We start from the raw sequence: 24,237 nt of genomic DNA on the forward strand, positions 1-24,237 counted from the left end.
GAAGATAAATCCACGAAACCAGCAGATAAATTGCCAGAATTGTCGATAAATCCGGAAAACCTGCAGATAAATTGTCAGAATCGAAGATAAATCCACGAAACCAGCAGATAAATTGCCAGAATCGAAGATAAATCCACGAAACCTGCAGATATATCGACGATTCGAAATTTATTTACACCTCAATGCGAAGCTTTTTCAAGGTCAACTCGTCCTGAAAAGAAAACGGCGCCATTACCCATATCTGATAGGCGATCTGGTGTAAGGACATTGATGTGCTGCTTCGTGTCGGGCGTCTTTTGCCATAAGCCTTGGCTGACCAGTACGCCGGGCAATACATTTTCGCCTGGTGCTGCCTTGAGCAGGCATTCACCGCGGTCGTTCCAGATTCTGACCATATCACCGGAAGCAATCCCTAATTGTTTGGCATCAGCTTCATTCATATGCAGTTTCGGTTCCTTTTCCAAAGAGATATGCTTGGCATTATTGGAAAAGGTCGAGTTCAAGAAGTTATGGTTAGGTGCCGGTATGAATAAAAAGGGCAGGTCGCTGTCCTTTATGATTGGTTTATAGGTCGGCAATGGTTCGTATCCTAGCTGTTTCATCCGTTCGGAATAAAGTTCGATTTTTCCGCTAGGTGTTTTCAGCTTGCCCGGGAATAGCGGCTTCATCTTGGCCTTGACATATTGACTTTTCGAAAGGGATTCATAGGTGATGCCGTCTAGATATGGGTTATCTGAAAAATCGAGAGCCTGTCGAATCATGTCTTCCTCTGAATCTTTAAAAGCTTGTTCTTGAAAGCCCATCTCGATTGCCAATAGTTTAAACACTTCTACGTTCGATTTCGACTCGCCATATTTTTCGATTACAGGCTTTTGTATTTGGATGTAGTTATGCCAGTATGAATTATAAAAATCCTCCGTTTCATAAGATGATGCGGCAGGAAGGACGATGTCGGCATACATGGCCGTTTCGGTCAAGAATAAATCATGAACCACTGTGAAAAGATCATCGCGCATAAGTCCTTCCTGCACCTTATTAGCACTCGGGGCGACTAGTGCCGGGTTGGAGCCATATACAAACATGGATCGAATCGGGTTTTCACTTTCCAAAAGAGCCTGGCCGATTTGGTTCATATTGATCGTCCGGGTCGTTCTATCCTGTAATAAGTCAGGACGTCTCAATGCATCTGTATTGAATGCCAGGTATCCTGAATTGCCTTTGGTCGCTCCGCCTCCTTTTGCCATCCATTGGCCGGTAAGTGCAGGGAGGCAGGCAATGGTACGTACTGCCATGCCCCCATTGTCATGGTGCTGCAGACCGTTGCCGATTCGAACGAATGATGGGGTGGTCGTTCCATACATCCTGGCTAATTCATATAAATCCTCTATTGGTACACCTGTGATTCCAGATACGGTCGCAGGATCGTATTGGCGGACATGATCGCGCAATTGCTCGGCACCCACTGTATATGCATCCAGAAAAGGCTGGTCGATTAGATTCTCTGCATACAGGATGTGCATTAAACCGAGGGCGAGGGCGCTGTCGGTTCCAGGAAGGATTGGGATGAACCAGTCCGCCCATTTACCTGTTTGGTTTTTATGTACATCAATGACGACTATTTTGGCACCGTTTTTTCGAGCTTGCTGGGCGAGCGTAACTTGATGCATATTGGTACTCACTGCGTTAATGCCCCACATGATGAAAAGCTTTGTATGTATCGTTTCTTCAGGGTCGATGCCGAACGACCCACCCATCGTATAGCCGTAGCCGGCAGATCCAGCCGCATTGCAAATGGAACGCTCAAGCATGCTTGAGCCGAGCTTATTAAAAAAACGGCGATCCATCCCCTCGGCACTGAGGTTCCCCATATTTCCGTAAAAGCTATAAGGAAGAATGCTTTCAGGACCGTGCTTTTTGATTAAATCTTTCCAATTGGAAGTGATGGTGTCAATGGCTTCTTCCCAGGTGATTGGGGTGAAGGCACCTTCTCCTTTTGCTCCGATGCGCTTTAGCGGCTGCTTTAGGCGTTTTGGATCGTATAGGCGGTCTGTCATATTCCTTACTTTGTTGCAAATATTCCCTTTTGTGACTGGATGGTCCGGGTCTCCTTGAACCTTGATGATTTTTCCATCTTTCTTGTGCAACAATAAACCGCACTGATCCGGACAATCAAGAGAACAAACTGAGGGAAAGACCCCATCAGACTGATTGATGTAGGATTGCATGGCCAGATTCCTCCTAATTATCTAATCTCGTAATATGAAAGTGGTGAAAGGTACAAGCTTAGCCTATTTTTCCGATAGTGATGTTTGACTTAATTCTAGTACCAGCGGTCACAATTGTAAATATCGGCGCTTGGGATGATCCCCCCTTAATTATAAGTTCTCCAATTGCAGGATATGCCCGATTGCGCCACAACCACCCTGTTGAAGATGTCATCTGATTTTTCATGAGATATTCAAAAGAATACAAAATTTTATGGTACAATATCAATAGAGTCCTTATGTTTAAAACATGAGGGCTTTTTTTGAGCAATTTGGGAATGATAAACCAAAAACCAAAAAACATATAAAGGATAAGATATGAACCAATCTCATAAAATTGCAGGTAAAGTAGCCATTATATATATCATCATTGGGGTCTTATGGATTTTCGTCTCAGATTACTTCTCAATGACACAGGCAAAGTCGGATGTTGAAACATATGCAATGTTTCAACATTCCAAAGGATGGGCATTCATTTGCATAACAGGGATATTCTTATATTTCTTAATTCGGTATTGGACGGAAAAAATGTTAAGGTCGCAGCAGGAATTCAATCTTAAGGATGAACAATATCAGTCGCTGTTCAAGCATAACCCGGATTGTGTCATCGAATTGAACCTTGAAGGAAATGTCGTTTCCATCAACCCTGAAGCGGAAAAGCTGTTAGGACAGCAAAGTGATAACCTGACAGGGAAGAATTGCAATCACCTCATTAAATGGAATGATGAGGAAAAAACGACTGCTTATTTTGAACATTCGCTTCAAGGCGAAGCTGTTAAATTCGAAACAACCTTTCAAAATATGAGAGATGAAAAACGGATCATCCGTGTAACCTTTTTACCGATCATCGTCCAGGGGGAAATGCTTGGTGTTTATGCAATCGTCAGGGATATTACTGAAGTGAGGCGAGAAGAGGAATTGATGGTTTTGTCTGAAAAGCTATCGGTCATCGGACATCTGGCAGCTGCCGTCGCCCATGAAATAAGGAATCCCCTGACCTCGTTAAAAGGATTCGTCCAGCTAATGGATATGACGAAGGAGGTCGATCCCTTGCATACTGATATCATGTTGAAGGAGATCGATCGTATCAACATCATTTCTAGCGAATTGCTTATACTTGGAAAGAAACAGGATATCGCTTTCCGCAGAATCGATCTTGCAGACAGCGTACAGCAGGTGTTCACATTGATGAAAGCTGAGACGAATTTAAATAATATCGAGATGGTGCTTAAGGTTAAAACTGCAGAGCCCATTCATATAATGGCTGATCCAATAGAACTCAAACAGCTGATCATCAATATATTGAAAAATAGCATTGAAGCGATTGCCGACAATGGGGAAATCGATATATCCTTGCAAATCATCAACGGTGAAGCTGTAGTCAGCATCAGTGATAATGGCAGCGGGATGGCGCCGGAACGACTTGAACGGATCGGTGAACCTTTTTATTCGACGAAAGAAAAGGGGACTGGGATCGGTCTGGCAATTTGCCGCAAGATCGTACACCGGCTTGATGGGGAGCTGCATTTTGAAAGTATGGTCAACGAAGGGACGACCGTTACAATTCGGATTCCGTTGGCTACTGGACAAGAATAAATGGTACTATGGGTGATAGGAAAAGTTTTTTATTAAAGGAGAACGATATGAGCGAATTACCTGCATTATTGAACGATAGAAAACCATATATCCAAGAGGTTTGGAAAAAGTCTGGATTCGGGCAACTTACACCGATTCAAGCGAAAGCGATTCCCGTAATCGTTGAAGGAAAGGACATCATGGCTGAATCACCGACTGGAACGGGAAAAACATTAGCGTATTTATTGCCATTGCTAGAAAAAATAGATCCTGAAAAAAAATCCCCCCAAGCTTTGATTTTGGCATCATCCCGTGAGCTGGTCATGCAAATCAATGAAGAAGTCCGGATTTGGTCAGAGGGAAGCGGCATAACCGGGGCAGCATTCATCGGCGGCGCTAACGTAAAAAGGCAATTGGACAAACTGAAGAAGCACCCGCAGGTCATTGCTGGGACACCAGGACGGATTTATGAATTGATTGCCCAAAAGAAATTGAAGATGCATGAAGTTAAGACAATAGTGCTTGATGAAGGGGACCAATTGATTACCGCTGAGCACATGAGTACGATCAGTAATATCATCAAGGCTACGCTTAAGGACCGGCAAATCTTGGTGTTTTCAGCTACTTTGCCGGAGGAAACGGAAAAAGCGGCCCGTTCATTCATGAAGAATGAACCTGAGCTGATCAAGGTCGATAAGAATGAAAAAATGGAATCGAAAGTGGACCATCTTTACTTTGTTGTAGAGCGAAGGGAAAAATCCAAGATTCTTGAAAAAATCACAAGACTTAAGGATGTGAAGGCCCTTGCCTTCCTTAACGATATAGCAGAGCTAAGCGTTTTACACGAAAAGCTGAGCTATAAAGGTATTGAGATGGGGGTCCTACATGGAGAATCCAATAAAGTCGATCGGGAAAAAGCGTTGCGTAAGCTTCGTTCCGGCAAATCGCCGATGCTAATTGCAACGGATGTAGCGGCAAGGGGACTTGATATTAAAGGGCTGACCGCAGTCGTTCATCTTGATATGGCTGATAATATCGACCAATATATTCATAGATCAGGAAGAACCGGCCGTGCGGGTGCTAATGGCACCGTTATATCAATCGTGACGGAAAGGGAGGAGCGCGAGTTGAAAAAAATGGCTCGTGAACTGGATATCCCCCTATCGAGAGTGACCTTCTATGGTGGAAATATCGTGGACGACGAATAGTTCCCCGAAAAAGCGACGGCCAAATTGAACTGACCCATCGAATTGAGACTTAGAAAAAACACTCATGCTGCCTGCTCTCCAAACTCAATTGGAGACAGGTAGTTTAATTTTGCTTGAATACGTATTTGGTTATAATAATACATGTATTGATTTACCATTTGCACTACTTTAGAATTAGATATAGATGCTCTTCTTTGAGTGTTGAATCCTTCCGACTTTAGCGAGGAGTGAAAGGATTCTATGACGGCATTATCATGGCAGTTTCCTTTTCGGGACATGCTTGTGATGATGCCTTTTTCTTTAGCTAAATTTTGAAAAACATAAGATGTATAAACAGAACCTTGATCAGTATGAATCAGTAACCCATCTTTTGGTTTTCTTTTCTCTACAGCTTCATTAAGTGTATTTTTAACCAAATCTACATCCTGAGTCTCACTCACTTTGTAGGTTACAATCTCGTTATTATAAAGGTCTATGATTGTTGATAAATACAACATTTTTGATCCATATGGTAAATAAGTGATGTCCGTTACCCATTTCTCATTAGGCTTGGCAGCTGTAAATTCTCTATTTAGGATATTTTTCACCACAATGTTACTCTCACCATTTAAATATTTTGGTCGTTTAACTTTAATTTGACACTGCACTTGATATTTCTGCATGATCTTTTGAACTGTTTTTCGATTAACTTCAATTCCATGTATTCTTTTTAGAAGAGCCTTGATTTTCCTATGACCATAATGAAAATGACTCTCTCCGCATAGGAGAACGACTACTTCTTCAAGTGGGCTCATAACGGATCTTGTATACTTTTTCTTCCACCTATAATAGGTGGCCTTAGGTACTTCTAATACTGTTAATATATCAACGATTTTGTACATGGAAGACAGTTCCTTGACTACTTGTACAACAATTTGTGGCTCCAACTCCTCTCGATCTCTTGGTACTTTTTTAAGATTTCCAACTGTGCTTTTAATTGCTTATTCTCTTGTTTTAAAGCATCTTTTTCACTTAAACCAGCAGGTCCTTTTCCATACGTATATTGTTTTCCTACAGGCTGAGAGAATCGATGGGTTTGCCCTTCATCATGCCATTTCTTCCATGTTTTAATCTGGGATACATTTTTGATTCCTAACTGTTTCATTATTGCTTTATTACTCATTCCTTGTAACTTTAATTCTACAGCTTGCCATTTTACTTCCTCGGGGTAGTGAACTCTTGTGCCCATGAAGAAAAACACCTCCAAAATCGTTTAGATAACTAATACGACTCAAGGGGTGTTTTTTCCTTGTCTCATTTTACTGGGTCACTCTAAAATGGCTGTCGCTTTTTTTATTGTAATGAATGGCAGATCAGTACTCTCTTTTGTTTCCTTTCTTCACATACTCCCAATCAACCTCAATATTCTTTCTGACTTTTTGCAGTAGATCTAACATCGTTTCGGTTTCATCTGGAGATAAACCGGCTAATGCGACTTTGTCGGTATACTCGCCTTCTTTTTTTAAAAATGGATAAACTCTTTCGCCTTTAACGGTAGGAAATAATTTTTTGATTTTTTTGTTGTAATCATCATTTTTCTTTACAATGAAACCTTGATTCTCAAGTTTTTTAATGGCACGGGCTGCCGTCGTACGGTCAACCTTTATCATTTCCGCTACCTTTTCTTGAATGATTCCAGGATTTTCACATATTCGAACAAGATACAAATACTGACCTTTCGTCAGGTCAAAATCTTTGAATTCTATGTTACTAACCGAGTCCAATGCCCTAGCGATCATTCCGATTTCGCGAAGTATTTCCTTCATTTAAAAACCCCTGCTTTCTTTTTGTTGTATTTACAACAAAAATATTTTCGTTTATACTAATAAAAGGTTATGAATTTATTATGACTTGTCTCAAGGAATAAATCTAGAAAGGCGATGAGGATCAGTGGATTCAAAGAAAATAACGGTGGCTGACGATTTGGATTTGGCTTTTGCCATCAGAAAAGAAGTATTTGTTGAGGAACAAGGTTACCGATTGGAAGATGAATTTGACGAATTTGATACACTCGATGGTCAAGCTGAGCATATTTTAGTTTTTCATAATGATCAGCCTGTCGGAACCGGAAGGCTAAGGATCGTCGAAGATTTAGGGAAATTGGAAAGAATCTGTATCCTCGAGCCTTACCGCAAGTTCGGCCTAGGGAAAACGATCATAAAAACGTTGGAAGAAATCGCAAGGGAAAAGGCAATATCGCGGGTCAAATTACATGGGCAAACTCAAGCTGAGGGATTTTATCAAAAGCTTGGCTACCGGACTTCTTCAGATGTCTTCATTGAAGACGGCGGCCCCCATATTCTCATGATAAAAGAATTGGTCAATGAATAAGGCTGTTTAACGTGGGTAAAATGAGATTCATCCACTATGTAACGGGAATCATGATTTTGACACTAGGCTGTTCCTTAACGATTCAGTCGGATATCGGAACATCACCATTTGATGCCCTTTTGGTCGGACTGACCACACAAGTCGGCCTAACGGTTGGAAGCTGGGAGGTCATCATAGCGGCCATAATGATAGTTTTTCATGCCTTATTAAACAAGCAGAGGCCTGAAGTGTTAGGATTAATGACAGCTTTTATAACAGGTATTGGGATTGATCTATGGCTTTTTTTATTGCAGCCCTTGATACAGCCGGAGCATTTGCTCACCAAACTCTTTTGTGTACTGGTCGGATTAACAGTTCTCGGGTTAGGAACGGCTATCTATTTATTTGCAAACTTTGCCCCGATTCCTGTAGACCGTTCGATGTTAATCATTCAGGATTTAACTGGCATGAATATACTATACTCAAAAACTTTAATTTATCTTTTCTTCTTGGGGATGGCACTCGCTTTCAGTGGGCCAATCGGTATCGGAACACTTTTAACCGTTTGTTTGGGTGGGCCGATTCTGAACTATTTTTCCCCGCTGATTCGCAATAGGTTAAGTACTCTCAGCCCATCCACAAATGATAAAGGAAAAAACCATTCGCTCTAGGATGGTTTTTTTCGTTCTGGCGCATCAATAAGGTTGAACGGACGTTAGCGGGATGGAGGGGGCCATATCCGACCTTGGGAAATAGGATAAACACTTCTTGAAAACGCTTCCACAAGAGTTATTTCTGACATAAGATAGAAATAGATATAGAGTGGGGGGAGATAATATGGCAGATAGGCATAAACGATTCGAAACGGCAGTCATTCATGAAGGATATGACTCCAAGGAGCATTTAGGGAGTTTGACCACACCCTTATTCCAAACTTCTACTTTCACTTTCGAAACGGCGGAGCAAGGGGAACGGCGGTTTGCGGGCTTGGAGGACGGCTATATATATTCTCGGCTGGGCAATCCGACGGTACAAGTGCTGGAAGAAAAGATCGCCGCTTTGGAGGGAGGGGAAGCAGGACTTGCTTTCGGTTCGGGGATGGCTGCAGTTTCGGCTGTGCTTTTTGCTTTGACAAAAACGGATGATCACATCCTTTGTTCACAGGGATTATATGGTTGCACCTTCGGCCTTCTGCAGCTAATGAAAAACAAATATCGCATCGCCCATGATTTTTGTGAAATGGATACAGAGGAGCAGGTAAGGAAAATGATCCGGCCGCAAACGACCTGCATTTATGTGGAAACCCCGATAAATCCGACGATGAAAATGATCGACCTGCAGATGGTGGTGAGAGTTGCGAAGGAATATAATGTGACGGTCGTAGTCGATAATACCTTTTGCACCCCCTACTTGCAGAGACCCCTTGAATATGGCTGTGATATCGTTCTTCACAGCGCTACCAAATATCTTTGCGGCCATGGGGACGTCGTTGCCGGGCTTGTGGTAGGCAGCAGAGGTTTTATAGATCACGTAGCGGGAACGACACAAAAAGATATAGGCGGGATCATCTCACCATTCGATGCCTGGTTACTGCTGCGGGGGTTAAAGACTTTGCCAGTGAGGATGGATCGGCACTCGGGCAATGCAATGGAAATATTTTGCGAGCTTAAGAAGCATCCAAAGGTAAAAAAGGTATACTATCCAGGGGATGAAACGCATGAGGATCATTATATTATGGAAAAACAGATGAAACATGGCGGAGGGCTTATTTCTTTTGAATTGCATGGTACAAAAGAAGATGCCCAGGAATTTCTCAATAAGCTTCTATTAGTCAAGATTGCCGTCAGCCTAGGGGATGCCGAAACATTGATCCAGCATCCTGCTACCATGACGCACTCGGCCGTACCTGAAGAATCGCGCAGGCAAATGGGCATCAGCGATCAACTCATCCGTCTATCTGTTGGCCTTGAAGCTTGGCAGGACATCTGGGATGATCTCCTGCAAGCCTTTTAAGGAACGTATTCTTGTTTATTTATTTCTCCGATACCTGATGAAGATGATCACGGCGATGATCAAGATGACAGCGGCAAGGATATAAGAAATGGTCGTAATGACTGGGTAGTTGGCCTCGTTGCGAACCCCGATGCCGATGAACGCCCAAACGAACACGAGCGGATAGCCCCAATCCCGGTTTTTACTTGCAAAGGCAAAAGCCAGGATTGTTGCTACAATCAGCATAGTGATCGTCCAGGCCACTTTGGAAATCCCAAAACCGTCCCATTCTATATAAGTGAGGTAATAAGAAATGTCAGCGATGGTGGCAACGCTTACCCAGCCTGAGTAAATGGAAAATGGGAACAGGTCGAAACCAGTATGCGCAACCTTTTTAATATGTGTATAAATGACCAATAGCGTAGCCAAAAGTGCAACGATGATGAAAACGGATAACAAAAAGTACTCGTAATGCCATGCCAGTAGCCACGCACCATTCAGCACACAGCTTAAAGCGAACCATGGAAATGATGCCTTGGTGGCAGGGCTGTTTCTATGTTCGCCTGTAAATTGCCTAAAAACCCAAATGGCCAGTAAAAGATAGATGAAGCCCCATATCGAAAATACATAACCGGCAGGGGTGAAAAGAACATCCAGTTTATCGGAGACCTCTCCAGATGTTTGGCCGTTGAATGGAAGGAAATTGGCTAAAAAATTCATGGTGATGACGAATAAGTAAAAAATCAAGTTAAAAAAGACTATAAGCATGGGACTCCTCCTTGAACGTATTGTGACTTTTATATCTTATTCCACTATTTTTACTTGAATAACCTTTTTGGAGCACATCGGAGGTTTTTTATCAGTTCTTGTAAGGGGGGCGATTCTGTAACAAATGGACCATTTATAGTAAGAAATTTTACATCCGTACTTTAAGGTGATAAAATATTTAAAGATTCATATTATTAGTCCTTCGGGGTCGGGTGAAAATCCCAACCGGCGGTGATGAAGAAATTCTAAGCCCGCGAGCCTGATAAAGGCAGGATTTGGTGAGATTCCAAAGCCGACAGTACAGTCTGGATGGGAGAAGGACGTGTGGAACCCAAGTGTATACGTACGCCTAATTTTTCAAAAATGATAAAATTAGGTTTCTTAGGTATACCATTTTTCACTCATTTCTCCTGCTAACTCCTTAGGTCATTCTAAGGGGTTTTTTATATTCCATAAAAGGGGGAAAAACATGTTTACGGGAATCATTGAGGATATTGGTACGGTCCATTCCTTAAAAAAAGGAAAAAGCAGTATGGAGTTGACGATTCGTTCCGAGAAGATCCTTGAAGATGTTCATCTGGGGGATAGTATATCGGTCAACGGTGTCTGCTTGACGGTAACCTCCTTCACGAAAAGTTTGTTTGCTGTCGACGTAATGCCAGAAACGGTCAAGGCTTCGACGATCCGGACATTAAAAGTGGGATCACTTGTGAACCTCGAGCGTGCCATGAGTGCAGAGGGCAGGTTTGGCGGCCATTTCGTTTCAGGTCATATCGACGGCACCGGAACAATCATTAAGAAAGAGCGAAAAGAAAATGCCGTTTACTATGTCATCCAATTGGAGGAAGGGCTTAGTGCCTTTTGCATTCCAAAAGGATCGGTCGCCATCGATGGAACGAGCTTGACGATATTTGGGATTGAAAGAAACCTTTTGACGGTCTCCTTGATTCCATTGACGCATCAGGACACCATTTTGGGGCAGAAAGCGGCTGGGGATATTGTTAACATCGAAAACGACATGATTGGGAAATATATTATACATCAAATGAAAAAAGGCGACTCAAAACCAGGAATAAATCTAGAGTTTTTAGCAGAGCATGGATTCTAATATAAAGGCGGTGTAAGGGATGTTCTCTACAATAGAAGAAGCGATTGAAGAATTGAAGTCTGGCAAGGTAGTAATTGTATCGGATGATGAAGACCGTGAAAATGAAGGGGATTTTGTAGTACTCGCTGAAAAGGCGACACCGGAAGCGATTAATTTCATGGCGACTCATGGACGAGGTTTGATATGTACAACCATAACCGAAGAACTGGCAGCCAAGCTTGACTTGCATCCTATGGTTGGAGATAATACCGACCATCATGGAACGGCTTTTACAGTAAGTGTCGACCATAAGAGCACGTCTACAGGAATTAGTGCTTTTGAAAGGTCCTTGACCATTTTAGAGCTTCTTAAAGAAGATTCGGTTGCTGGAGATTTTCAAAGGCCTGGTCATACTTTTCCAATAGTTGCCAAAGAAGGCGGCGTACTTAACCGGGCAGGGCACACGGAGGCTTCTGTCGATCTGGCCAAGTTATGCGGTGCCAAACCGGCTGGGGTCATCTGTGAAATCATGAATGAAGATGGATCGATGGCACGGGTATCCGATTTAGAAGTCATTGCCGAAAAATTCAACTTGAAATTCATCACGATCGCCGAATTGATTCGATACCTTGAGAAAGCTGCAACAAGCAGAAAACATGAACTTGAACTGAACCTTCCGAATTCGTAAGGTTTAACGCATGAACAAAAAAATGAAATGTTTTATAAATTAGGAGGAATTGGACATGGGGAATATCATTGAAGCACAATTAATCGGATCAGGTTTAAAAGTGGGAATCGTTGTAGGCAGGTTCAATGAATTTATCACAAGCAAGCTTTTGGGCGGGGCCTTGGATGGTCTCAAGCGTCATGGTGTGGATGAAAAAGATGTTGATATCGCTTGGGTTCCTGGTGCTTTTGAGCTTCCGTTAATTGCGAAGAAACTTGTGAACACAGGTAAATATGATGCAGTAATCGGTCTTGGAACGGTAATCAGGGGAGCTACCTCACATTATGATTATGTATGCAATGAAGCAGCTAAAGGCATGGCGGCCGTGTCCTTGGATACAGGTGTACCGGTTATCTTCGGTTTATTGACGACCGAGAGTATCGAGCAAGCCATCGAACGTGCCGGAACTAAATCTGGCAACAAAGGCTATGAAGCGGCTGTTAGTGCAATTGAAATGGCTAACCTTGGGAAGCTGATAGAGCAATAAATATCATTCAGGAAAGCCGCAGGGAGGATATCCCTGCGGCTTTCCTATGAACATTTCCATAATATTCTGATTTTCGAAGCTCGCGGCAAATTCTTAAGTATTAGAACAGCAAAACAAACGATCAATCCCGTAGCGATTATCATGTTTTCGATAATCACTTACAGAGTCACACTATCCAATTTTCTAGGCATTCCCGGTAATCCTTTTTAAACGAAGAAATGGTCACGTTTTCTTCCTTATCTCATAAGAATTTGTTTCCATATTGATTCTGTCCGAAAGCATTATATCATTTGAATTGCTGTTGAGCGGAAGTCAGGTAAGGTCACTTAAACCTTAGAGGAATATTCAATTTCTAATTAATGGGTTTTTACTGCAAAATAGATCTGGATTGGGTAAACAAAGAATTTTTCGGTCGTTTATAAAAAAATACGCAAAAGCAACAGGTAATGAAAGCATTTTAAAATATGCGGACATGATTATGCTACAATTGTAAAGATTGCAATTGAAATTCATATCTTTAGGGAAAAGTAAACTTATTAGTTATTAGGAGGGGTTTGTGTGTACCATCTCTTTACACATAATGATTTAGATGGAGTCGGCTGCGGCATTGTGGCTAAGCTGGCATTCGGAGAAGAAGTAGTGGTTAGTTATAATTCAATCGGCCGGCTTAACCAGAACGTAGGAGCATTTCTGGAGCAGGCTAAAATTGAAGATACATTGATTGTTACCGATCTTTCGGTTGATGAAGATAACGAAAAGATGATTTCGCAGTTTGTTGAAGATGGAGGCAAGGCGCTGCTGATAGACCATCATAAGTCCGCACTGCATTTGAACGAACATGACTGGGCATCCGTGACGGTCGAGCAGGAAGACGGTAAACAGACGGCAGCGACTTCATTGTTTTATCAGTATGCAATTGAAAACAATCTGCTGGAGCCCTCAAGCATTGTAGCGGAATTTGTGGAATTGGTTCGTCAATACGATACATGGGAATGGGAAGTTAATAAAAATGCAACGGCAAAACGGTTAAATGACTTATTTTTCATGATTCCAATTGAGGAGTTTGAGATGAAAATCGCTCAAAAGCTTTCCACGGCCGAAAGCTTTACATTTGATGAAGTGGAGCAAACTCTTCTCAAAGTGGAAGAGAGTCGCGTCGATCGATACATAAACAGGAAGAAGAGAGAAGTTTATCAGGCTACTGTCGGCCCTCATACTGCTGGAGTGGTCCACGCCGAGTCATATCACTCGGAATTAGGCAATGAGCTATCGAAGGAATTCTCGCATTTGGATTATATCGCCATCCTGATGGTCGGAAGTAAAAGAATCAGCTTCCGGACAATCCATGATGACATAGATGTTTCCGAGGTTGCCGGAAAGTACGATGGGGGAGGACATCAAAAAGCCGCCGGGTGCACCATGTCCGAGAAGGCATTCAGTCAATTCGTCGAAAAAACGTTCTTTGCCGATCCCTTGAAACGCGATGCTCACAAAAATCAATTGAATGTAAAAGAGTCCCCAGAGGGCTGTCTCTATTCGACGAGGGAAAAACAGGACATATTCATCTTTGAAGACGAGGAAGAGCAATGGATTGTTGAGATCAACGGAAAACAACTGAAAAAAGCGTTCGATACTTTTATGGAGGCGGAAAAATACATGAAGCGGAAATACGCGGCATGGCTGGCCCATGACGAAAGGTATGAAGAGTTCGTCAATAAAGGTTGAATAAGAAAGCGGCTGTCCGAATGGGACAGCCGCTTTTGCATGATTCTCCTATGAATATAGAATAGTGTTCACCTTTTAAGAGGGACGGGGTGTACAAGCGTACGTGACTTTTTGTTTGGTATGTTTTTTTGATGAAGGATCGCATTGATCTCTCCTCCGACGACAAAAATCAGTCCACTTAAATACAGCCACAGCATCAAGATGATGACCCCTCCCAAACTTCCATAAGTGGAGGAATAGTTGGCAAAGTTGCTGACATAGAAAGAAAATCCTATGGAGATCGCTAGCCAAAGTACTGTTGCGGTCAATGCACCAGGGAAGACATGTTTAATTGGAAAGCTCTTATTCGGGGCGAAGCGGTATAAAAAGGTAAGAACGAGTGCTATAACCACAACCGCTATGACCCAGCGTAATAAGCTGAATAAGTTCTGCATTTCTTCCGGGATGGGAATGACTTGCTGTAATAGATCAATGATGATTTTCCCGAAAACTGGAAGTCCCAGCATAACGATGAATGCCACAACCAGGCCTAATGTCAAAGCAATCGAAATGAAACGGGCTTTAATGAAGTTCCTTGTTTCTTCGACATCATAAGCGATATTCATGGAATGGATGAACGCGTTCATGCCATTTGAAGCGGACCATATTGAGGCAAGGAAACCAAAAGTCAGTAAACCGCCATTCCGTTCACTCAATATTTTAATGATATTTTCCTCGATGACTTCCATCGTTTCTGCAGGCATAAAGGTTTTGATCGTATCCAACGCCGTTTGAATATCGATATTCAGGTATGGCAATATGGACAGCAGTAATATGAGCAATGGAAATAGTGCGAGTAAGTAATAATATGCTTGTTCTGCTGCCAGTCCTGTGACACGATCTTCCTTTATTTCTTTGATAAGCTTTTTCGAAAACCTTATCGATTTATCCATCTGGGAATCACTCCTGACTAGTTACTTAGTTTATCTGCTTCTTTTCCCTTTGTTGCGAAAAGTTAATCCCTATATTAAAAGAAATTGTATGTTTTTTCGGAACGGTATATGATCTTGCATGGTTAGGGTTTATCCGTTTAATTTCCATTGCACGGAAAAAGGGATTCAGATTACCCGCAGTTTTGCTGGATGTAGACTGGCCGTGCCGTTGTACTGCCGACACTTGGCTTTCCAGAGGCGGCCGGTGAGCCGCCTTTAAACCGCTTTTCCGCAGGATTCTCGCGCCTTCCGCTTCATTCCAATTCATGTGAGAATGAAGCCGGAATATGATCATGGGCCACCCCCTCGTACCAGAACAGAGCGAAAGTGCAGGAAAAGGAAATCAACCAAAGATAAAAAGGATAATGAATATTTAAAATCTGCTTTAACCTCAAAAACTATCTTGGCGCTCTAAACAGACGAACAGCTGCACAAAAAAGGAAGAAAACGAGCTGGAATTGCGTTAAGAAAAGGCGTTGAACAGATGAAAACTGAATCAACAGGGTAATCTTAAAGCAGGGTTACGCCTCTTTTTGTGGAATAGATAGTTAAGTAGCATTATCAAATTTAAAAATTATGTGTTGGTGACATGAAAGGGGGAGTATAGATGCGTTTCATTCAAGCTATACTGTTAAAAAAGTGAGGTTACTTCTATGTTCACTACAATTATTGCAAAATTACTGCGTCTCCTCCCCAATGAAGCAAAGAAAACACCTATGATTCCACTGCAACAAGTAAAAATGAAAAAAAATGTGCTAGTAGAGACATCTGTTCAACGTACTTATCTATCTTTATATTATCCTCTGGAAGCAATACAGGAAAAGCTCCCTGTTTACATCAACTTCCATGGCGGAGCGTTCATAATGAATGAAAAGGAGATGGATGACCCTTATTGCCGCTTCTTGGCCAATCAGGCAGAATGTGTCGTTCTTAATGTCGATTATGCCAAAGCACCGGAGTACCCGTTTCCCAAACCGATTGAACAGGGCTATGACATTATTCAATGGGTGAAGGGAAGAGCTGATGATTTGAATATAGATGCGGGTAAAATCATGGTTGGCGGACAAAGTTCAGGTGCAAATATCGCAGCAGCTATTTGTCTCTACCTTGAAGAGAAAGGGGACGATCAGCCGCTGCTCCAAGTGCTATCCTGTCCGATGCTGGATTTTGTCACCCCGCATGGAGATAAACCAGAACGAGATAAGTGGCGTTCCCGATACCCTCAAGTTGCCCATTTTATAAATATGTGTTACGTACCCAACAAGGAATTGGCAGGGCATCCTCACGCTTCCCCTGTTCGTGCTGAGATCAGTGACCGCTTAGCTTCTGCTCTTATCCTCATAGCGGAGTACGACGCATTTAGACCAGAAGCCGAATGCTATGCTGAGAAATTAAAAGCAGCAGGGATAAACGTTCAAGATGTGCTATTCAAGGACTGTTCTCATGCTTTTACCCATCTAGGCCCAAAAGAAAGAGCTGAAGAGGCTTGGCAGCTGATCGCATGGAAAATCAAAGAAGTGATGGAATCCTTTGAAAATTGAAACACTTCCTCCGTTGTTCCTTCCTTATATAATGTTTCAGCACATTCAAGTTTTTTTTTGAGGGAACCAGGACTTAAAATAAGTTTTAAGGATACAGACTTGGTGGCAGTAGATAAAAATATACGTACCCAATCGGCACTTTATTATATTTCAATGATCTGCATAATAGATCAGAAGGAGATGGATATGGATAAAGAGCAAAGGCAAGCAGATTTTGATCATTGTGAAAGAATCATAAAGAAACATTCCAAAATCTTTTACTATGCATTTTCACAGCTCCCTAGTGAAAAAGCAAAAGCCGTTTATGCCATCTATGCTTTTTGCAGGACCGCAGATGAGTGTGCAGATGGAAGCCAGTCATCCAAGAAAAAGGTTCAGTTGCTGAGACAATTAAAGAAAGAACTTGATTTGTTCAATGAACATGAGGAATTGGATAAACCATTATGGCGCGCACTCAGACATGTATTTAATACGTATGATATGGATATCGGCCCATTTTATGACCAGCTGACTGGGCAATCCATGGATTTGACATTTACACCCCCGAAAACAATGGAAGAACTGGAAAGGTACAGTTACTATGTAGCTGGGTCTGTTGGTTTAATGCTTGTTCCTGTCATCGCTTCGGGATCTTCTGCGGAATTGCATTCATCAGTGATAAGTCTTGGCGTTGCCATGCAAATAACGAATATCCTGCGTGATATCGGAGAAGATTACCGTGAGAAAAACCGCATCTATCTACCCGAAGACGGACTAACCCATGTCCACTATTCACATCATGATTTACATAACGGCACGATCAATGAAAATTTCATCGAACTATGGGAAAAGCTTGCTGCTCGAGCTGAGTCATTATATAGCAAGTTCTTGTTCAACATAGAGCTGTTGGATCCAGATAGCCGCATACCCGTCTATCTGTCGGCCCACGTTTACAGAGGCATACTTGACGCTGTGCGAAACAATGGATATCAGTGTCTAACTAAACGAAACTATGTTACAAAAGCAAAAATGGCTCAGATCAATGCTGCAGCCAACAACGCCTTTGGTTTGAGGGAAGGAGATGCATTTACAGTTGAAAAATAAAAACGTAATCATCATCGGAGGCGGACTCGGTGGACTGTCAGCTGCCATTTCACTTGCGCAAGCAGGATACGATGTCTCCTTATATGAGAAAAACGACCACATTGGAGGAAAATTGAACCGGCTGGATCAAGATGGCTTTGGTTTTGATCTTGGGCCATCCATCCTGACGATGCCCCAGATATTTGAACGATTATTTACCGCCAGTGGAAAATCCATGAAGGATTACGTCCCGATTGAAAAGCTGGATCATCAATGGCGCTCCTTTTTCCCTAATGGAAATGTCATTGACTTATATGAAGATCTGAACGAAATGCAAGAGAAGAACCCAGCCCTGAGTGAAAATGATATGCGTGAATATCAAGATCTGCTTCACTATTCGAAAAGACTTTATGATATGACGGATAAAGTCTATTTTCAGCAAGGCGTTGATACGACGAGACAAATCATGAAACATACTGGTTTGTTCACTGCTTTGAAGAACTTTGATCTGTTTTCAACGGTTCATGGAGCCATTAATAAACGGATCAGTAATGAGGAGCTCCGCGTGATGCTCTCCTATTTTATCAAGTACGTGGGTTCTTCCCCTTACGATGCACCGGCCGTGTTGAATATGATGATCTACATGCAGCATGACCAGGGTGTATGGTATGTACCCGGCGGTTTGCACAATCTTGCCAGTGGCCTGGTGAAGCTGGCTGAGGAAGTGGGCGTTACCTTCCATTTGGGAAGGCAAATCGTAAAACTGGAAAAAAAGAATGGCAAAGTTAACGCAGCCGTTTTGGAAGACGGTACAAAACTAACAGCAGATTATTTTGTTTCCAATATGGAAGTCATACCGGTTTACGAACGTTTACTTAAAGAAGATAGCCATTATGTAAAAAAACTGAAAAAGAAATTCGAGCCTGCCAGTTCGGGACTTGTGATGCATTTGGGAGTGAAAAAGAGCTATCCGCAGCTGCGCCATCATAATTTCTTTTTCGCAGAAAATATGAAGCAGCAAATGCAATCGATCTTCCATCGCCATGAGCTGCCGGACGACCCGGTCATTTATTTGGTCAATGTCAATAAGACGGACCCGACACAAGCTCCTGCAGGATATGAAAATATAAAAGTACTGCCCCATATTCCCTATATTCGGGATCAACAACCTTATACACAGCAGGATTATGAACAATTCTCTGAGCGGGTCTTGATCAAGTTGGAAAAAATGGGGCTGCATGACTTACGGGATAATATAGTCACAAAGGATGTATGGACGCCGGAAGATATCAGAAGGATGTATGGCTCCGACCGCGGTGCGATTTATGGAACGGTGTCAGACCGCAAGAAGAATAAAGGATTTAAGCATCCGAAACAGAGCGAACTCTACGATAATCTATATTTTGTCGGCGGAACGGTAAACCCCGGCGGCGGAATGCCAATGGTTACCTTAAGTGGTCAGCTTGTAAGCGAGAAAATTGTTCAGAGGGATGTATCCAATGCCTGACAATGACGGTCATTTTCTTAAAACATTACCGGAAAGGCAGAGAGAGGATCTATTTTCCAGTGCCGACCTTTCAGTTGAAACGCGTAAAAAAAAGCTATTGAAGCTGAAGACCATTCTTTTGGAGCATGAAACGGCATTCATTCAAGCCCTTTATTCAGATTTGGGAAGACCGCCATTCGAAACCATTTCTTCTGAAATTACAGTTTTATTAAATGAAATCGATTATGTATGCAAGCATTTAGCAAAATGGAGCAGGCCTGTTCGGTCCAGATATCTAAAATTTGGATATGTGGAATCAATCAAAAGAATGAGGCATCCATACGGGAGTATACTCATCATTAGTTCGTGGAATTATCCGCTCCAGCTTGCATTGATGCCTGCCATCGGAGCGATAGCCAGCGGAAACCGATGTGTGATCAAACCATCCGAACATGCACCGGCAACTGGTGAACTGCTTAGAGAGGTCATTAATCACGTATTTCCTCCCGAACAATTAACAGTTGTTACAGGAGATGCTCAGACCGCCAGCCTATTGACTTCATCACCTTTTGACCTGATTTTTTTCACAGGCAGTCAGCAGACAGGAAAAGCGGTAGCGCGGCAGGCGGGCAGCCAACTCACTCCGGTGATACTGGAACTCGGCGGCAAAAACCCCTGTATCATGGATGAAACAGGCTTTTCAAAGGCTTCAATCCAGCAAATCATTTGGGGGAAGTTTCTTAATGCAGGACAAACCTGTATTGCGCCGGACACACTTTTTGTCCATCAGTCCATTTACGAAAAAACACTTTCTGAAATATCGGCTTCGCTTTCGGCTTTCTACGGAGATCGACCCCAGGAAAGCGCTGATTATGGTAGGATTTGTAACGATGCACATTTTCAGAAGGTGGTTGATTTAATCGGGAAAGGGGATGTCTGGCATGGCGGGCAGTATGATAGGAACGATCGGTTCATTGAACCAACGGTGGTTACTAATTTGAAACCGGGGAGTTCCATCTTTCAGGAAGAGATATTTGGCCCTGTACTCCCTGTCATTCCATATACAGACATAAGAACATTATTATCGAGTGATATGATACAACGTGATGCACTAACAGGATATATATTCAGTAAAGACAATAAACAAATCCTGCAGTTCACGGAACACATGAAGTCACCAACCATTAGCGTCAATCAAGTGATACATCATGCTGCGAATCCCCATGTCGCATTTGGAGGGATTGGAAGAAGTGGATACGGTGCATATCATGGAAAGACTGGTTTTCTAGCCTTCAGTTATGATAAAACAGATTACAAAGCATATCATTACATCCATGTTCAAGGTAAATTCCCGCCTTATTCCGATAGAAATATGAAGTTATTGAAGAAGTTAAGAAAGTGGCTGTTGTAATTAGGAATCATAGCACACGATGTTACCTGTGAAGCATAGAAAATGAGGGGAATTAACATGATTGTTTCATTTCCTAACCATTGGATCATTATCATTGACATTTTAGCATGGACATTTTTTCATTTGTCCATTTCTGCGATTTGTTTGAAACTGCCTTTAGTATGGTTTCTGAGAGATCACTTTTGGTTTCAGATTTTCTCTTGGGAAAAATCCGGAGAATTGTGGCAGCGTTTATTCCGGGTAAAAAGATGGAAAGGCTATATTATAGATGGCACGATTTTTCTTAAAAAGGGTTACAGTAAAAAGGGCTTACATGGCATCGGGTTGAGGGACTTGACGATATTTGCTGCGGAAACAAAACGTGCGGAATTCACACATTGGCTCTCCATTTTGCCTGCTCCGTTGTTCTTCTTGTGGAATCCAGTATGGGCGGGCTGGGTGATGATCTTGTATGCCCTTGTATTCAACCTTCCCATTATCGTTGTTCAGCGCTACAATCGCGGGCGTATTACTGCCATTACTTCAAAATTTGTTAAGAAATGAAGCGGCATACTGTAAGGAAATGAGGGAATGTACATGAGTAAGAAGGTTATTGTCGTGGGGGCAGGTGTTGCAGGGCTTGCCAGTGCAATTAGACTGCAGCAAGCGGGGTACCAGGTGGAGATATATGAAAAAGGATCAACTCCCGGTGGCAAAATGAATCGAATTGAACTGGATGGCTATACATTTGATTTGGGGCCGAGCATCGTCATGATGCCGGAATTATATCGGGAGATCTTCGAACTATGCGGACGTAACCCCGATGATTATATTCCTATGAAAAAATTGAACCCGATTTATCGGGCTTACTTCAGTGATATTCCCGACACTCCTTTTGATATCTCCTCAGACCTTACCGAATTGACAAAGATGATTGAATCGATCAGCGAAGAGGATGCGGAAGGTTTTTTTCTATACCTGCATGATATTTACAAAAGCTTTGTCGTTGCAAAGCATCACATTCTTCAAAGGCCGTTCCGCAAAAAAGCTGATTTTTATAACCTTCCCATGTTGAAGAAAGCTTTGAAGCTAAAAGTATACGGCACTGCAGATTCTTTTATAGGAAAATATATCAAGAATGAACGGCTGAAGCAGTTAATCAGTTTTCAAACGTTATACATAGGCATTTCCCCAATTGAAAGTCCATCTTTTTACAGCATGATTCCCATGATCCAATTTTTATATGGAGTATGGTTCATCAAAGGCGGTATGTATACGATGGCACTTGCTATGGAGAGGCTCTTCATGGAACTTGGAGGAACCGTTCACTATAGCAAAGATGTGCAGGAAATATGCATTCATAATCGCAAGGCGACGGGGATAATCGTGGATGGCAGAAAAATCACCGCGGATTTTGTCGTTTGTAATGCAGACTTCCCATATGCCATGAAACACTTGATAAAAGACAAGGCCGCCAAAGGGAAATATACGGATAGGAAGATTGACAGCATGAAATACACCTGTTCATGTTTTCTTTTATATCTCGGTATGAATCGAAAATATGAAGAAATTGACCATGTACATAATTTTATATTCAATGAAAAACTAAATCAGAATCTGGAAGATATTTTTGACGGGAAGAAACTGACGAATGCCTCCTTTTATGTATACATAGCTTCTAAAATGGATCCTTCCCTTGCGCCCGAGGGAAAAGATGGATTGTATATCCTGATGCCCGTCTCGAATGTAGCAACAGCCAATTATCAATGGGATGAGGAAACCATTTCTTATTATCGCAGCTACATTTTAGATGAATTAAAAAAAATTCGTGGTTTTGAAAACATTGAAAATGAGATTGTGACCGAAACGTATACAACACCAGTGGATTTTGAGTCGAAGTTCAATGCATACAATGGCGCCACTTTTGGTTTGCAACCAACCCTGGCCCAAAGCAGCCACTTCCGTCCGCAAAGCAAAGCAACACATTGTGAAAATTTGTATTTTACCGGAAGCAGCACACATCCTGGAGCGGGTGTCCCTATCGTCCTATTATCCGCGAGGATCACTGCACAGGAACTGATACAAGACGATACAGGTGAAATGTTTGATTATTCAGGAAGATGAAGTCTTTGTGTTGACTCATAGTTAAAGGAGGCGTTTTATATGACAGCTTTAGAATTGATTAATCTCGCTATTGGTTTACTGGCAGTTATGATTGGCATTATCATATTTTGGTCTTTGCCAGTTCCAGTTTTCTCCTCCGGTAAGAGTACCGGTCTTCCGTTTCTGTCAATCATCATTCCTGCCAGAAATGAAGGAGGCAGGCTCTCACCGTTATTGCAATCCTTGCAGGAACAACGATTCAAGCAATTTGAAATATTGGTCGTTGATGACCATTCAACTGACAATACTGTGGCTATTGCGGAAAGCTACGGTTCAAAGGTTCTCCAAAATGAAGGGTCAGGGAAGTCATCGGCATGCTGGCGTGGTGCGAAGCATGCAAAAGGGAGTTGGTTATTGTTTTTGGATGCGGATACTTCGTTCATCAATCAGGATGGTTTAAAAAATCTGCTGCATTTCTACCAGGGAAAAGGAGCTAGGGGCATTTTATCCTTACAGCCATATCATACAGTTAATCGCTTATATGAACACCTCTCTGTAATATTTAACATTATTGTCATTGTGGGCATGAATGTATTTACCATTTGGGGATCACGGTTCAAAACCGCTGGCTCGTTCGGTCCGTGCATTTTATGCAATAGAGACGATTATCTTTTGTCAGGAGGGCATAAAAAGATCGAAGGGGAAATCATGGATGATCTGGCACTGGGCCAGGCATTTCTTGACCATAATCTCCCGGTTCATTGCTTGGGTGGTAAAGGGATCATCTCTTTACGCATGTACCCGGAAGGCTTGGGCAGCCTTATAGAAGGCTGGTGCAAAAGTTTTGCCGTCGGTTCCAAGTCTACTCATCCAGTCATTATGTTGATGGTTATATTCTGGGTCGCCGGCAGTTTTATCACTACGGGAGCGTTGATCTCGTCAATTATTGAATTAAACACTCCCGTTATTATATTCAGTGGAGTATTGTATATCCTCTATACGCTTCAAACGGCATGGTTTGCCCGTAGGGTCGGAAATTTCAGAAGGGCGGTATTCCCTCTTTATCCACTATTGTTTTTATTTTTCACAGGAGTATATGTATATTCCTTCTTCCGTGTGAATGTTTTACGTTCTGTAAAATGGAAAGGACGTAAAATAAATGTCTAGAAATCCAATCAACAAGGTCAAGATCTTGTTGAACGAATAATCCACTCGTTAAGGAAGTTTCGGATACTCCCTCACGTTGTTGGTTAAGTTACTATCGTGGAGGTGAATTCAAATGGAAAAGAAAAATCAATCTGGTGAATTTAGACAAAATGCTACTCAATCTGAAACTGAGTTTGCAAGTGAAACAAATGCCATGGAAGTGATACGTCAAAACAAACAATCGACTAAAGGAAAATTCGAAACGGAGTTTGCAAGTGAAACAAATGTCCAGGAAGTAAAAAAGCAAAATCAACAATCAGAAAGCAGATAATGTATTAAACACTTTAATGCAGGTT

The 24,237-nt window shown here is 42.1% G+C and carries 21 protein-coding genes, 1 pseudogene and 1 riboswitch; of the genes and pseudogenes, 17 read left to right on the forward strand and 5 right to left on the reverse strand.

The window, feature by feature from the left end; translation table 11 throughout:
* Positions 1 to 179 precede the first annotated feature (179 nt).
* A complete protein-coding gene (locus tag ABE28_RS02530; protein WP_064462402.1) occupies positions 180 to 2,225 on the reverse strand; it encodes a molybdopterin-containing oxidoreductase family protein in 2,046 nt (681 codons plus the stop codon).
* 357 nt (positions 2,226 to 2,582) lie between these two features.
* Between ABE28_RS02530 and ABE28_RS02535 the strand changes: the two genes are divergently transcribed.
* Together ABE28_RS02535 and ABE28_RS02540 are read left to right on the forward strand one after the other, a co-directional pair.
* Entirely contained in the window at positions 2,583 to 3,860 is a 1,278-nt protein-coding gene (locus tag ABE28_RS02535; protein WP_064462403.1) for an ATP-binding protein, read from the forward strand.
* 47 nt (positions 3,861 to 3,907) lie between these two features.
* Entirely contained in the window at positions 3,908 to 5,047 is a 1,140-nt protein-coding gene (locus ABE28_RS02540; RefSeq protein WP_064462404.1) for a DEAD/DEAH box helicase, read from the forward strand.
* Positions 5,048 to 5,109: 62 nt separating this feature from the next.
* On the opposite strand, the gene ABE28_RS02545 is transcribed toward ABE28_RS02540, so the two are convergent.
* A protein-coding gene (locus ABE28_RS02545; protein WP_373921307.1) for an IS3 family transposase occupies positions 5,110 to 6,275 on the reverse strand; the annotation gives its coding sequence in 2 pieces (ribosomal slippage) (positions 5,110 to 5,999 and positions 5,999 to 6,275; 1,167 coding nt in all).
* A gap of 124 nt (positions 6,276 to 6,399) precedes the next feature.
* The gene (locus tag ABE28_RS02555) at positions 6,400 to 6,852 is read right to left on the reverse strand and encodes a MarR family winged helix-turn-helix transcriptional regulator (RefSeq protein WP_064464192.1); all 453 of its coding nucleotides are present in this window, start codon (positions 6,850 to 6,852) and stop codon (positions 6,400 to 6,402) included.
* Positions 6,853 to 6,976: 124 nt separating this feature from the next.
* Between ABE28_RS02555 and ABE28_RS02560 the strand changes: the two genes are divergently transcribed.
* From ABE28_RS02560 to megL, 3 genes are all read left to right on the forward strand, one after another.
* The gene (locus ABE28_RS02560) at positions 6,977 to 7,417 is read left to right on the forward strand and encodes a GNAT family N-acetyltransferase (protein ID WP_064464190.1); all 441 of its coding nucleotides are present in this window, start codon (positions 6,977 to 6,979) and stop codon (positions 7,415 to 7,417) included.
* A gap of 20 nt (positions 7,418 to 7,437) precedes the next feature.
* Positions 7,438 to 8,067 carry a YczE/YyaS/YitT family protein gene (locus ABE28_RS02565; protein ID WP_064464223.1) on the forward strand — a complete coding sequence of 210 codons (630 nt, stop codon included), beginning with the start codon at positions 7,438 to 7,440 and terminating at the stop codon, positions 8,065 to 8,067.
* Positions 8,068 to 8,233: 166 nt separating this feature from the next.
* Positions 8,234 to 9,409 carry a methionine gamma-lyase gene (gene megL / locus ABE28_RS02570; RefSeq protein WP_064464188.1) on the forward strand — a complete coding sequence of 392 codons (1,176 nt, stop codon included), beginning with the start codon at positions 8,234 to 8,236 and terminating at the stop codon, positions 9,407 to 9,409.
* A 15-nt stretch (positions 9,410 to 9,424) separates the two neighbouring features.
* On the opposite strand, the gene ABE28_RS02575 is transcribed toward megL, so the two are convergent.
* Complete coding sequence (locus ABE28_RS02575) at positions 9,425 to 10,156, reverse strand: TspO/MBR family protein (RefSeq protein ID WP_064464186.1); 732 nt, start codon at positions 10,154 to 10,156, stop codon at positions 9,425 to 9,427.
* 194 nt (positions 10,157 to 10,350) lie between these two features.
* A riboswitch (FMN riboswitch) is annotated at positions 10,351 to 10,481 on the forward strand.
* A 144-nt stretch (positions 10,482 to 10,625) separates the two neighbouring features.
* On the opposite strand from ABE28_RS02575, the gene ribE reads away from it, so the two are divergent.
* From ribE to ABE28_RS02595, 4 genes and pseudogenes are all read left to right on the forward strand, one after another.
* Complete coding sequence (ribE, locus tag ABE28_RS02580) at positions 10,626 to 11,264, forward strand: riboflavin synthase (protein ID WP_064464184.1); 639 nt, start codon at positions 10,626 to 10,628, stop codon at positions 11,262 to 11,264.
* Positions 11,265 to 11,283: 19 nt separating this feature from the next.
* Positions 11,284 to 11,922, forward strand: a pseudogene (ribB, locus tag ABE28_RS02585) (3,4-dihydroxy-2-butanone-4-phosphate synthase); the annotation flags it as partial.
* 64 nt (positions 11,923 to 11,986) lie between these two features.
* Complete coding sequence (ribH, locus tag ABE28_RS02590) at positions 11,987 to 12,457, forward strand: 6,7-dimethyl-8-ribityllumazine synthase (protein WP_064464182.1); 471 nt, start codon at positions 11,987 to 11,989, stop codon at positions 12,455 to 12,457.
* Positions 12,458 to 13,015: 558 nt separating this feature from the next.
* Positions 13,016 to 14,182 carry a DHH family phosphoesterase gene (locus ABE28_RS02595; protein WP_064464180.1) on the forward strand — a complete coding sequence of 389 codons (1,167 nt, stop codon included), beginning with the start codon at positions 13,016 to 13,018 and terminating at the stop codon, positions 14,180 to 14,182.
* A 68-nt stretch (positions 14,183 to 14,250) separates the two neighbouring features.
* Here the strand turns inward: ABE28_RS02595 and ABE28_RS02600 are convergent, their stop codons facing one another.
* Positions 14,251 to 15,114, reverse strand: a complete 864-nt coding sequence (locus tag ABE28_RS02600) for a YihY/virulence factor BrkB family protein (RefSeq protein WP_064464178.1) — start codon at positions 15,112 to 15,114, stop codon at positions 14,251 to 14,253.
* Positions 15,115 to 15,806: 692 nt separating this feature from the next.
* Here ABE28_RS02600 and ABE28_RS02610 point away from each other — a divergent pair.
* The 8 genes from ABE28_RS02610 (at position 15,807) to ABE28_RS02645 (ending at position 24,212) form a co-directional block, all read left to right on the forward strand.
* Complete coding sequence (locus tag ABE28_RS02610) at positions 15,807 to 16,694, forward strand: alpha/beta hydrolase (RefSeq protein ID WP_064464174.1); 888 nt, start codon at positions 15,807 to 15,809, stop codon at positions 16,692 to 16,694.
* Positions 16,695 to 16,796: 102 nt separating this feature from the next.
* Complete coding sequence (locus ABE28_RS02615) at positions 16,797 to 17,777, forward strand: phytoene/squalene synthase family protein (RefSeq protein WP_257390686.1); 981 nt, start codon at positions 16,797 to 16,799, stop codon at positions 17,775 to 17,777.
* Positions 17,755 to 19,263, forward strand: a complete 1,509-nt coding sequence (locus ABE28_RS02620) for a phytoene desaturase family protein (protein ID WP_064464172.1) — start codon at positions 17,755 to 17,757, stop codon at positions 19,261 to 19,263. The genes ABE28_RS02615 and ABE28_RS02620 overlap by 23 nt, the downstream gene beginning before the upstream one ends.
* Positions 19,256 to 20,653, forward strand: a complete 1,398-nt coding sequence (locus tag ABE28_RS02625; RefSeq protein WP_064464170.1) for an aldehyde dehydrogenase family protein — start codon at positions 19,256 to 19,258, stop codon at positions 20,651 to 20,653. Before ABE28_RS02620 ends, ABE28_RS02625 begins: the two co-directional genes overlap by 8 nt.
* 57 nt (positions 20,654 to 20,710) lie before the next feature.
* Positions 20,711 to 21,196, forward strand: coding sequence for a glycosyl-4,4'-diaponeurosporenoate acyltransferase CrtO family protein (locus tag ABE28_RS02630; RefSeq protein ID WP_083231919.1), 486 nt, complete (start codon positions 20,711 to 20,713; stop codon positions 21,194 to 21,196).
* A gap of 33 nt (positions 21,197 to 21,229) precedes the next feature.
* Positions 21,230 to 22,756, forward strand: a complete 1,527-nt coding sequence (locus ABE28_RS02635; protein WP_064464168.1) for a phytoene desaturase family protein — start codon at positions 21,230 to 21,232, stop codon at positions 22,754 to 22,756.
* A 39-nt stretch (positions 22,757 to 22,795) separates the two neighbouring features.
* Positions 22,796 to 23,902 carry a glycosyltransferase family 2 protein gene (locus ABE28_RS02640; protein WP_064464166.1) on the forward strand — a complete coding sequence of 369 codons (1,107 nt, stop codon included), beginning with the start codon at positions 22,796 to 22,798 and terminating at the stop codon, positions 23,900 to 23,902.
* Between the two features lie 112 nt (positions 23,903 to 24,014).
* On the forward strand, positions 24,015 to 24,212 hold the full coding sequence (locus tag ABE28_RS02645) for a gamma-type small acid-soluble spore protein (RefSeq protein WP_064464164.1): 198 nt from the start codon (positions 24,015 to 24,017) through the stop codon (positions 24,210 to 24,212).
* Positions 24,213 to 24,237 lie beyond the last annotated feature (25 nt).

The sequence above is a fragment of the Peribacillus muralis genome (genome assembly GCF_001645685.2).
GTDB lineage: Bacteria > Bacillota > Bacilli > Bacillales > DSM-1321 > Peribacillus > Peribacillus muralis_A.